This window comes from Pseudomonas sp. HN11 (assembly GCF_021390155.1).
Taxonomy (GTDB): domain Bacteria; phylum Pseudomonadota; class Gammaproteobacteria; order Pseudomonadales; family Pseudomonadaceae; genus Aquipseudomonas.
Genome location: NZ_CP089985.1, coordinates 2,459,996 through 2,471,069, shown reverse-complemented (window position 1 = coordinate 2,471,069; position 11,074 = coordinate 2,459,996). Strand labels below are relative to the sequence as shown.

6 protein-coding genes and 1 pseudogene are annotated in these 11,074 nt (G+C 59.4%); 5 read left to right on the top strand and 2 right to left on the bottom strand.

Features of this window, described 5'->3' with window-relative positions:
* Nucleotides 1-73: 73 nt before the first annotated feature.
* A complete protein-coding gene (pvdP, locus tag LVW35_RS11340) occupies nucleotides 74-1,699 on the bottom strand; it encodes a pyoverdine maturation tyrosinase PvdP (protein ID WP_233895546.1) in 1,626 nt (541 codons plus the stop codon).
* Between the two features lie 142 nt (nucleotides 1,700-1,841).
* Between pvdP and pvdM the strand changes: the two genes are divergently transcribed.
* The 3 genes and pseudogenes from pvdM to LVW35_RS11325 all read left to right on the top strand — a co-directional run bounded on the left by pvdM (nucleotide 1,842) and on the right by LVW35_RS11325 (nucleotide 5,633).
* Nucleotides 1,842-3,191 (top strand): pyoverdine-tailoring dipeptidase-like protein PvdM, encoded by a 1,350-nt coding sequence (gene pvdM / locus LVW35_RS11335; RefSeq protein WP_233895544.1) that lies wholly within the window; start codon nucleotides 1,842-1,844, stop codon nucleotides 3,189-3,191.
* Nucleotides 3,192-3,330: 139 nt separating this feature from the next.
* Nucleotides 3,331-4,191 (top strand): dihydropyoverdine dehydrogenase, encoded by an 861-nt coding sequence (pvdO, locus tag LVW35_RS11330; RefSeq protein ID WP_233895542.1) that lies wholly within the window; start codon nucleotides 3,331-3,333, stop codon nucleotides 4,189-4,191.
* Nucleotides 4,192-4,257: 66 nt separating this feature from the next.
* Nucleotides 4,258-5,633 (top strand): annotated as a pseudogene (locus tag LVW35_RS11325) (IS3 family transposase).
* 82 nt (nucleotides 5,634-5,715) lie between these two features.
* Here LVW35_RS11325 and LVW35_RS11320 read toward each other — a convergent pair.
* The gene (locus LVW35_RS11320; protein WP_233895540.1) at nucleotides 5,716-6,546 is read right to left on the bottom strand and encodes a N(5)-hydroxyornithine transformylase PvdF; all 831 of its coding nucleotides are present in this window, start codon (nucleotides 6,544-6,546) and stop codon (nucleotides 5,716-5,718) included.
* 199 nt (nucleotides 6,547-6,745) lie between these two features.
* Between LVW35_RS11320 and LVW35_RS11315 the strand changes: the two genes are divergently transcribed.
* On the top strand, nucleotides 6,746-8,398 hold the full coding sequence (locus tag LVW35_RS11315; protein ID WP_233895539.1) for a cyclic peptide export ABC transporter: 1,653 nt from the start codon (nucleotides 6,746-6,748) through the stop codon (nucleotides 8,396-8,398).
* Nucleotides 8,399-8,508: 110 nt separating this feature from the next.
* Entirely contained in the window at nucleotides 8,509-10,950 is a 2,442-nt protein-coding gene (locus tag LVW35_RS11310) for a TonB-dependent siderophore receptor (protein WP_233895538.1), read from the top strand.
* Nucleotides 10,951-11,074 lie beyond the last annotated feature (124 nt).

The window sequence follows — 11,074 nt, the reverse complement described above, 5'->3', positions numbered from 1 at the left end:
TGACATGGGAAGCGGGGACAAGCGTGAACCGAGTTGGTTCAATCGGTGGCGGGAGCGCTCACCGCAGCGCCTTTCAAGGGGTTTTCAGCTTCAGGTGACGTGCATACCACGGCCGCTTCGGCACCCGTTTGAACAAGTCCTGCAACACACCCTCGTCTTCGCCAAAGGTAATGCGCAGCGCCAGTTTCATGGTCTCCGGGTCCATCTCCATCGACCGACCCATCTGCAACCCCGGCGTGGTGCTGCAGCCATGGGTGTCCGGACCCAGCCACGGGTCGCCGACTTCAACCCAGCGGCCCGGCGCGAACCAGGCTACGCCGTTGACCTCCATGCGGCTCACTTCCCCTGGGTTGAAGCGCTCATGGGCGCGAAACCAGTCTTCGATACGGTCATCGATCCAGCCGTGGAAGTGCCAGAACACGGGGTTCACATGCGAGGAAAACGGATCGCCGAGGAAGTCGTTTTCCGCCGCGTACCAGCGTGGGGCGAAATCCGAGGGGTCGCGGGCGAAAGGCACTGGCGCACCATTGGACGGGTCACGCGGCACCGAGGCCCAGCGCATGTGCAGCCAATCGTGAAGCCCCAGCTCCATCTCGGAACCCAACTGCCCCAGGGTGAATTGGGCCAGGTAACGTGGGTCGCGGTATTGAGATTCCCACACCTGGAAATTGCTGTGATACGTTTCGGCCGCCTTGATGTCGCTGACCCATTGGGTGTAGTCGCTGTCGTCCGGGGCCGACCACGTGGGCGGCAGAGCGAAACCATCGTGGTTATCGAAGTAGCGCAGGAAGCCCAGGCGATCACGTTCCAATGCCGGCTGAGGCTCAGGAAATTGCCGCCACGAAGCAATCGCCTGCATGGAACGCGCGGTTCCCAGCATATGCCGGTGCATAAAGAAAAAGTCGATGCCCGAGCCGTTGCGGTCCTTGCGCTTGCCCCGGGCGTCACGCTCCTGGCCACGCGGGCCGGGTTGCCAGCCAATGCCGCGCAGGGCGTCGCGTTTTTCTTCGGAGAGTTTGTGCCACTGGTCACGGGTGGCGTGCCACAGTTGATGAAACAGGCGGTGCTCGGGTGAAATCAGCCAGGCCAGCAGGGTTGGATTCAGGCCGATGCGTTCGCGGGCTTCGGGAAACCACTGCTTATGGGCGATAAAGCGATTATCGCGCTCAACAGACGCCAGCGGCCGGTCGAGGTCAAAGATCTGCCCGCTCAGGGTGCTGCTGCCGGCGTTGGCAAAATCCGCCCAGACCTGATCGAGGGTCATCTTGAATTCGTAGGCCGGCGTGCCATCGACCGAGTCGCGATCGATCAGCCGCCAGTAGAGCACGGCGCTCTCCCCTGTCAGTAGATCGCCCAGCACGCGGTATCGCGGTTCACCTTCGGCGCGCAGGTTGGCGGCGGTGTCCAGGTAGCCGCGTAGACCACGCCCGCGAGGGGCGATGTCGAGCAGCAGTTCTAAACCTTGCAGCGGCAGGCCCTTGAGGCCGGCGTCGCGGCCCTCCAGGCGCAGGTTCCAGACCCCGCGCAGGGTGTTCGCCAGGTGCTGGCCGGCGGTGTCGGCCAGGTCCACCGTGGCTTCGCCTGGGGTGATGGGGAATTCTTCTTCGCGCGTCAACTCGCGATGGGCATAGAAAGCTGCCGGCACCGCGGCACCTGTCAGTGCCAGGCCTGCGATGAACCCACGTCGAGAGATGGTCATTGTCTACCTTAGGAAACGGCTTTATCAGAGCTAGAACGTTTGCACGCCGAGGAAATTTACCGACGCGCCCTCGCCGCCTAAATTTTCCCACCCATCACTCGTTCTTCCCTGATAGCGAAGGCCTCAACTGACTGAGACGGCAATGACAAAACCACGTTCGAAAAAGGCGCTGTACATCGGCTTGCCGCTGGCACTGGCCATCGGTGCCGGAGCCGGCTTCCTGGTCTGGGATCACTGGTTCAAGGGCAATGCCGGCTACCCGCTGGAAGTGATCAAGCAGGCCAATGAAATGCAGGATCGGCTGCTGTCTTTCGACAGCCACATCACCGTGCCGGTGGATTTCGGCACCGCCGATAACGAGGCGGACAAGGACGGTGAAGGCCAGTTCGACCTGGCCAAGGCAGCACGTGGGCGACTGTCCGGTGCGGCCCTGACGATTTTTGGCTGGCCGGAAATCTGGAACGGCCCCAACGCGCCGCACAAACCCACCGACGGCTTTGTCGAAGCGGCCCGCCATGAACAGGAAGTGCGCTACAAGATCATCAGCGCGATGGTGCGCGACTACCCCAATCAGGTCGCCATCGCCTATACCCCGGATGATTTCCGGCGTTTGCATGGCGAGGGCAAGTTCGCGATCTTTATCAGCATGCTCAACGCCTACCCGCTGGGCAACGATTTGAACCAGTTGGACCTGTGGGCGGCGCGCGGCATGCGCATGTTCGGTTTCAGCTATGTGGGCAACAATGCCTGGTCGGACTCGTCTCGGCCGCTGCCGTTTTTCAATGACTCCACCGATGCCCTCGACGGTTTGTCGGACATCGGCAAGCAAGCGGTGCACCGCCTCAACGACCTGGGGGTGATCATCGACGTATCACAAATGTCGACCAAGGCCCTGGAGCAAGTGGCCCAATTGAGCCGCACGCCGATGGTGGCGTCCCACTCTGCGCCGCGTGCGTCGGTGGATATCCCGCGCAACCTGAGCGACAAAGAACTGCAACTGATCAAAAACAGCGGCGGCGTGGTGCAGATCGTGGGCTTCTCCGCCTACCTTCGCCCACTGAGCCAACCGACCCAGGACAAGCTCAACACCCTGCGCGCACGCTTCGACCTGCCGCCCCTTCCCAACTTGGCGGTGGCCTTGATGCCGGGCGATGCGATCATTGCCGCCTGGCCTGAACAGAAGTTCGGCGAGTACGCCAGCGCGCTGTACGCCATCCTTGATGAAGAACCCAAGGCCACCCTCAAGGACTTGGGGGACGCCATCGACTACACCGTGCGCAAGATCGGCATCGACCATGTCGGCCTCGCTTCGGACTTCAACGATGGCGGCGGCGTCCAGGGCTGGAACAACGTCGGCGAAATACGCAACGTCACCGCCGAACTGATCCAGCGCGGCTATTCCGAAGCGGACATCGCCAAGCTGTGGGGCGGCAACTTCCTACGGGTGTGGGACCAGGTACAAAAAGCCGCCAACCCCTTGGCCAACCGCTAATCATCCAGAAGCCAGTCCATGACCGACCGCCGTACCTTCTCCGGCCTGCTTAATTCCTCCGATGAGATCCAGCGCCTCATGACTTTGCTGAACCCACGGGTGTGAAGCCCACTTTTTCCCCCTTGAATGAGAGGCCCACATGAACAACCCCCTCACGGCCCTGGCACTCACCGCCCTGTGCAGTGCCTTGCTGCCCAACCTGGCCCAGGCTGCCGCGCCGCAACCCGGCAAAGTGTTCAAGGACTGCAAGGACTGCCCGGAAATGGTGGTGTTGCCCGCCGGCACCTTCACCATGGGCACGCCGGACGACGAGGTCGGCCGCGAGCCGGACGAAGGCCCGATGCACGACGTGACCTTCGCCAAGCCGTTCGCCATGAGCCGCTTTCATATCACCGCCGGTGAATGGGACAGTTATGTGCGCCAGACCGGCGTGAAGATCGCCGACGGCGACACCCGCCCCGGCCGTGAATGCATCGCCAGCAAACCGCGCTACCCCCAGGGCCCGCGCCAACCGGCGGTGTGCATGGACATGGACGACATCAAAAACTATGTGGCCTGGCTGTCGAAAAAGACCGGCCAGCAGTACCACATGGTCAGCGAAGCCCAGCGCGAGTACGCCGCGCGCGCCGGCTCCACCGGGCCATTCCCCTTCCCGTTCGATGAGGGCAAGGACTACAGCATTGCCAGGCACGCCAACACCTATGGCCCTGCCGACGGGTACAGTTACTCGTCACCGGTCGGCAGTTACCCGGCAAATGCCTTTGGCATGTACGACATGCATGGCAACGTCTACGAGCGGGTCGCCGACTGCGAGCACCCCAACTACATTGGCGCGCCTACCGACGGCAGCGCCTGGATGGAGCCTAACTGCGAGGGCTACATGATCCGGGGCAATGACTGGGGTGAAGCACCGGTGTTTTCGCGCTCGGGCAACCGCAATAACATCTACCCGCAGACGCGGGGGGATTGGATTGGGTTCAGGGTAGTGCGCGACCTGTAGTAGCGCAGGAGATTGAAGTGCGCCCCAGAAGTTGGACACCCATCCAATTCTTGGGGCGTATTTTTCATGAGTAAGTACACGACGCAGTTCAAGCTATCCGCTATTACCACTTTCCTTGAGAAAGGCCGAGGCTTTCGCCGTATCGCCGCTCAATTTCAAATGGACCCTACATTGCTTCGTCGCTGGGTCGAGGCGTATCGATTGCACGGTGAGGCCAGTTTGAGCACCACCGGCCAACGTTACTCCGCCTTGTTCAAGTTCTCCGTCCTACAACGCATGTGGCGTGACTCCCTTTCCTTACGCCGCGCAGCGGCGCTTTTCAATTTGGGTAACTCCACTCAGGTGGGCAGATGGCAGCAGCAGTATTACAGTGGCGGCATTGAAGCCCTGGAGTCAGGGAAAAAAGGACTGTGTACCGTTATGTCTAAGCCACCCATTAAACCACGTAAATCTTCTGCCCCAATCACTGCCCCTGAGCCCGAACACAAGACGTTGCTCGATGAGCTCAAGTATCTGCGCATGGAGAACGCCTACCTAAAAAAGCTTGGGGAGTTAGGCGAGGCAGTGATGAGGCGGGAGAAAGAACAGAAGAAAAAGCCCGATTAGTCAGTGAGCTTAAGCAAGAGTTTTCCTTGAGTGAGTTGCTCAAGCTGGTGAGCCTTGCGCGAAGCACGTACTACTACCAACTCAAAGCGATGGGCGTTGCAGACCGGTTTGCCTCGGTCAAAGCAGCTATCCAGAACCTCCAGAATGAGCATATGGGCTGTCTTGGTTATCGTCGTATGACTTTAGAGCTTCGTAAAGAACGACCACAGATCAACGGGAAAACGGTACGTCGGCTGATGGGGGAGCTGGGTCTGAAATGCACCGTGCGACCAAAGAAATACCGGTCGTATAACGGACCGATGGGAGATGTATCGCCCAATACACTGGCTCGTCAATTCGAGGCTGAGAAACCGAATCAGAAATGGGTAACTGATGTCACCGAGTTCAAAGTGGCTGGCAAGAAGATGTACTTATCTCCAGTTTTAGATTTGTACAACGGCGAGATTGTGGCCTATCAGATGGCCATGCGCCCCCAATATGCTTTGGTGGGCGAGATGTTGGAAAAAGCTCTTCAACGCTTACCTGAGGGGGCTAAGCCTATGCTGCACTCGGATCAGGGCTGGCATTACCGACACTCAAAATACCGAGAGCGACTGGAAAAGGCGGGGCTGGAGCAAAGCATGTCACGCAGAGGAAACTGTTATGACAACGCCACAATGGAGAGTTTTTTCGGCACACTGAAGTCAGAATTTTACTACCGAAAAAACTTCGACAACGTGGAACAGTTGCAAGCTGGGTTGGATGAGTACATCCATTACTACAACTATAAACGAATCAAAGTGAAGCTTGGCGGACTGAGCCCTGTAGCCTATAGGGTCAAGTCCGCTGTAGCCTAACCAACAACTGTCCAACTTTTGGGGCGCACTTCAGATCCCGTGTGGGAGCGGGCCTGCTCCCACATTTTTAACCGTGGCTGCTTTAGATTCCCTTTTGTGCCAATAACGCCAACCCTTCATGCAGCGCCGGGAACAGGCTGTTGTTGAAGTTGTTCCAGCGCAACTCGAGGATGGTGTCCTCAGGCGAGATCTCGGTCTTGAGCACGTCGTGGAACACTTCGCCCGAATCGATGCCGTTGTCCACGTAGTGGAAAGACGCGCCAGTGAGGTACAGCGGCTCCGACGGCGTCGTGGCCTTGGTCGCCCAGTCCGTGATCGTCAGCCCACGCGCGCCGTACAAGGCGCTCCAGGTCGCGTAGGCGCCACGGCGCTCGTAGGGCGATTCGATACGGGTAATGCCTGGGTGAATGTTCATGATGCGACGGGCAAATGGCGCGCCCGGACGCACCAGTTCATCCAGGATCACCAGCAAGCCGTCGAGCACCACGATGTCGGCCTTCAACTCCACCAGCGTGTCGTGCAGTCGGCGTTCGAAATCCTGCTTGCCGGCGATGTGTTCCGCGCTGCCCCGCGGCAGCCGCCGATAGGTCGACGGCACGCTCAGCAGCAGATCATTGACAAGGCGACCCTGCACCCGCAGGTCGGCCGGATACAACCATTGACGGCCAGGTTTGTAGGCAAAGCCGTAGTCGCTGACCAGTTGCTGGTCCCGCGGATTCTGCTCATCGTCGTCATACACCACGCCCACCAGGTTGTAGGCCTCGCCCAGCGGCGTGTCGTTGAGTGCCCCCGCCAAAGATTCCAGCACCGACATCATGTAACGCTCGTGGTCCTTGTAGGCCACCGGCTGCCCGGCCTTATCGGCCGCAGCATTGCGCAGGGACCACACGTACACCAGATTCTTTTTCGTCATTGTTTCGCTCTCGCTGGATAGATCAGGCACGCGCCGATACGCGTGCGCCTACACCACAAGAACGAACCAGCCACCGCGCAATTTATCCGCCACCAACACCGTCGGGCACGTCGAGCTAAATAGTCGCGCCAATCCTTCGTTTGTCATGGGTAAGGGTCTGTGTGCCCAGCCCCTCTTTTTCACTTTCCGGGAAGTATTTATGACCGACCCCAAGCGCGGCGCCTTCAACGGTCTGCTCGCATTGCTCAGGCCCTTTCGCACCATCGTGACCGTCTCCGTCGCCCTGGGCATGGCCGGCGGCCTGGCCATCACATTGCTGTTGGCGACGATCAATAACGCCCTGCATTCGCCCCAAGGCATGACCCAGGGTGTAATCCTGACGTTTGCAGCCTTGTGCGTGCTGGCGCTGGTCAGCTCGATCATTTCCGACATCGGCACCAATTACGTCGGCCAACGGATCATCGCGGCGCTGCGCAAAGACCTGGGCGAAAAAGTGCTGTCGGCGCCGATCGGCCAAATCGAACGTTACCGCTCCCACCGCCTCATCCCGGTGCTGACCCATGACGTCGACACCATCAGCGACTTCTCTTTCGCGTTCACGCCATTGGCCATTGCCGCCACGGTGACGCTGGGCTGCCTCGGCTACCTGGCCTACCTGTCAGTGCCGATGTTCCTGATGATGGTGGTGGCCATCGTGATCGGCAGCGCCGTGCAGTTTATCGCCGGCGGCAAAGGCATCCAGGGTTTCGACCTGGCACGCAGCCATGAAGATGAGTTGCAGCGTTACTACAATGCCATCGCTTCCGGGGCCAAGGAGCTGCGCATGCACCGGCCGCGACGCTTTCGCATGAACACCCACCGCATCCAGGAAACGGCCGACCGCATCAGTGATATTCAGGTGCGCTCCGTGAACATCTACATCCTCGCCAAGACCTTTGGTTCGATGCTGTTCTTCGTGGTCATCGGCCTGGCCCTGGCGATGCAGGCGTACAACCCGAACCCCGACCCGACGGTGATCACCGGCTTCGTGCTGGTGCTGCTGTACATGAAAGGCCCGTTGGAACATCTGCTGGGTTACCTGCCGGTGGTGGGCAAGGCGAAAATTGCCTTTGGCCGTATCAGCGAGTTGTCGGAGCGTTTCTCCTCCCCTGAGCCGCACCTGCTGATGGATGACAGCGAGGCGCCCACCCCGATCGTCAACAGCCTGGAATTGCGCAACGTCAGCTACAGCCCAGCGGCGGTAGAAGGCAGCGAGCCATTCCATCTCGGACCGATCAACCTGAACATCGCCCAGGGCGACATCGTGTTCATCGTCGGTGAAAACGGCAGCGGCAAGACCACCTTGATCAAGCTGTTGCTGGGCCTGTACCCGCCGCAGTCCGGTGAGATCCTGCTCAATGGCAAGGCGGTGACGGACCCCGAGCGCGATGACTATCGCCAGCTGTTCACGACGGTGTTTGCCGATTACTACCTGTTCGACGATCTGGTCCAGGGCAGCGCCACCCAGTCATTGGACAGTGCCACCAAATACCTGGAACGCCTGGAGATCGCGCACAAGGTCAGCGTCAAGGACGGCGTGTTCAGCACCACCGACCTGTCCACCGGCCAACGCAAGCGCCTGGCACTGGTCAACGCATGGCTGGAGGAACGCCCGGTGCTGGTGTTCGACGAATGGGCCGCCGATCAGGACCCGGCCTTCCGCCGGATTTTCTATACCGAGCTGCTGCCGGACCTCAAGCGCCTGGGCAAGACCATCATCGTAATCAGCCATGACGACCGTTATTTCGACATCGCCGATCAGCGGGTACGCCTGCGCGCGGGCCAGGTGGTGCACGAAATGGAACCCGCATGAAACTTTCTTTTCCGGTTTTCCAAAGTAGGAACGTCTCACTAGTGGTAATGAGAACTAACCTCAATAAACACTAAAAATTGCCCACTTAAAATATAGAAGAGAAAACATCCATGTCAGCACGACTCGGTCTCAGCCCACTGAGCAAAGCGCTAACCATGCGTCGGGCCCTGAACATCAACCTCCTTCCGAGCGCGCTTGCCCTTGCGGTATCGCTTCCGGTCGCCGGCTATGTGCAGGCGCAGGAGATCGAGTTGGATATTCCAGCACAGGCACTGGGGAGTGCACTGCAGGAATTCGGCCGTCAGGCCAATATGCAAGTGCTGTACAGCCCGACCGACGTGGCAGGTAAGAACAGCAAGGCGGTCAAAGGCAAACTGGATCCACAGCAGGCCATCAACACGCTGCTGGCAGGCACGTCAACCACCCACAGCCTCAGCGGTAACGCCCTGACCGTCACCGCCGCCGGTGCTACCGCCGGCCTGGAACTGAGCCCGACCCAAGTGACCGGCAACGTGCTGGGCAATATCACCGAGGGCTCCGGCTCCTACACGCCGGGCACCATCGCCACGGCCACGCGGCTGACCCTGACACCGCGGGAAACCCCGCAGTCGATCACGGTGATTACCCGTCAACACATCGAGGACTTCGGCCTCAACAGCGTTGATGACGTAATGCGCCACACACCTGGCATCACCGTCTCGGCCTATGACACTGACCGTACCAACTACTATTCCCGTGGTTTCTCGGTCAACAGTTTCCAATACGATGGTATTCCGTCCACCGTGCGCAACGTCGGCTATTCGGCCGGTAATACCCTGAGCGACATGGCGATCTATGACCGCGTCGAAGTGCTCAAAGGCGCCACCGGTCTGCTCAACGGCGCAGGCTCACTGGGCGCGACGATCAACCTGATCCGCAAGAAGCCGACGTCGGAGTTCAAGGGCCACGTGCAGTTGGGCGCCGGTTCCTGGGACAACTATCGCAGCGAAGTGGATGTGAGCGGCCCGCTGACCGAAAGCGGCAATGTCCGGGGCCGTGCGGTAGCGGCGTACCAGGACAAGAACTCGTTCATGGACCACTACTCGCGCAAAACCGAAACCTACTACGGAATTACCGAATTCGACCTGTCGCCCGACACCATGCTGACGGTCGGCTTCGACTACCAGGACAACACGCCCAAAGGCTCCAGCTGGTCCGGTTCCTTCCCGTTGGTGAACTCCAACGGCAGCATCAACAAGATGTCCCGCTCCTACAACAACGGCACTACCTGGAGTTCCTGGCAGCAAAACACCCGTACCGCCTTTGCCATGCTCGAACATGACCTGGGTGACGGTTGGGTGACCAAGTTCCAGCTTGACCACAAGATCAACAGCTACCATGCCGACCTCGGCTCGATTCAGTTCGTTGAGCCGCAGGCCGATGGCAGTGCGGTGATCAACGGACAGAAATACACCGGCGACACCAAAAGCACTTCTGCAGACCTCTACGCCACCGGGCCCTTCAGCCTGTTCGGCCGCGAGCATGAACTGGTCATCGGTGGCTCGATCGGTACTTCGCACTGGAAAGGCAAGGGTTACTGGTCGCCAACCTGGCCACAGGGCAACACCGTCGACTTCTACAACTGGAACGGCAAGATCGACCGGCCGATCTATGGCCCTGCGCAGCAACACACCGACGACACCATCCGTCAGTCCGGCACCTACATGACCGCGCGCTTCAACGTGATGGATGACCTGAACGTGATCCTCGGTGGTCGTATCGCCAACTACCACGTCACTGGCCTGAACCCGTCCTACAAGGAAACCGGGCGGTTCGTGCCGTATGCCGGTGTGATCTACGACCTGAACGAGAATTTCTCGGTGTACACCAGCTACACCGACATCTTCCAGCCCCAGGAAAGCACCTACAAGGACCGCAACCAGACGTTGCTGGAACCGGACGAGGGGCAGAACTACGAGATCGGCCTGAAGGGCGAATTCTTCGACGGCCGTTTGAACAGCAGCCTTGCCTACTTCGAGGTGCATGAAGACAACCGCGCCATCCCGGACGATGCCTACAATAACCAGACTCCTTCCCCGCAGAACTATGCGTTCAAGAGCTCCAAGGCGGTCACCAAGGGTTACGAGGCTGAAATTTCCGGCGAATTGGCCCCGGGCTGGCAGCTGCAGGGTGGTTACACCCACAAGATCGTGCGGGACGCAGATGACAAGAAGATCTCCACCTTCGAACCAGAGCATCAGGTCAACCTGAACACCACCTACAAGCTCAAGGGCGACCTCGACAAGTTCACCATCGGCGGCGGCCTGCGCTGGCAGAGCAAGGGTTGGTACGAAATCTACAACTCCCCGCTCAACCGCAACCAGGACATCACTCAGGAAGCCTACTGGCTGGTTGATCTGATGACCCGCTACCAGATCACCAAGAGCCTGTCGGCGACCGTCAACGTCAATAACATCTTCGACAAGTCTTACTACACCAACGTGGGTTTCTATAACTCGGCGGCCTATGGTGAGCCGCGCAACGTGATGTTCAGCACCCGTTGGGACTTCTGATGTAACCCCTGATCTCCCCAGGCCGATCAATCAGACGCCCGATGAAAGTCACGCTTCATCGGGCTTTTTCATGCCTTGCTCCCACCGAAACCAGGCGCAAAAAAACCGGATCCATGATCCGGTT

Bases quoted from the DNA above. Each gene is read 5' to 3' on its own strand.
- pvdP (WP_233895546.1), bottom strand. From the start codon at position 1,699: ATGACCATCTCTCGACGTGGGTTCATCGCAGGCCTGGCACTGACAGGT.
- pvdM (WP_233895544.1), top strand. From the start codon at position 1,842: ATGACAAAACCACGTTCGAAAAAGGCGCTGTACATCGGCTTGCCGCTG.
- pvdO (WP_233895542.1), top strand. From the start codon at position 3,331: ATGAACAACCCCCTCACGGCCCTGGCACTCACCGCCCTGTGCAGTGCC.
- LVW35_RS11320 (WP_233895540.1), bottom strand. From the start codon at position 6,546: ATGACGAAAAAGAATCTGGTGTACGTGTGGTCCCTGCGCAATGCTGCG.
- LVW35_RS11315 (WP_233895539.1), top strand. From the start codon at position 6,746: ATGACCGACCCCAAGCGCGGCGCCTTCAACGGTCTGCTCGCATTGCTC.
- LVW35_RS11310 (WP_233895538.1), top strand. From the start codon at position 8,509: ATGTCAGCACGACTCGGTCTCAGCCCACTGAGCAAAGCGCTAACCATG.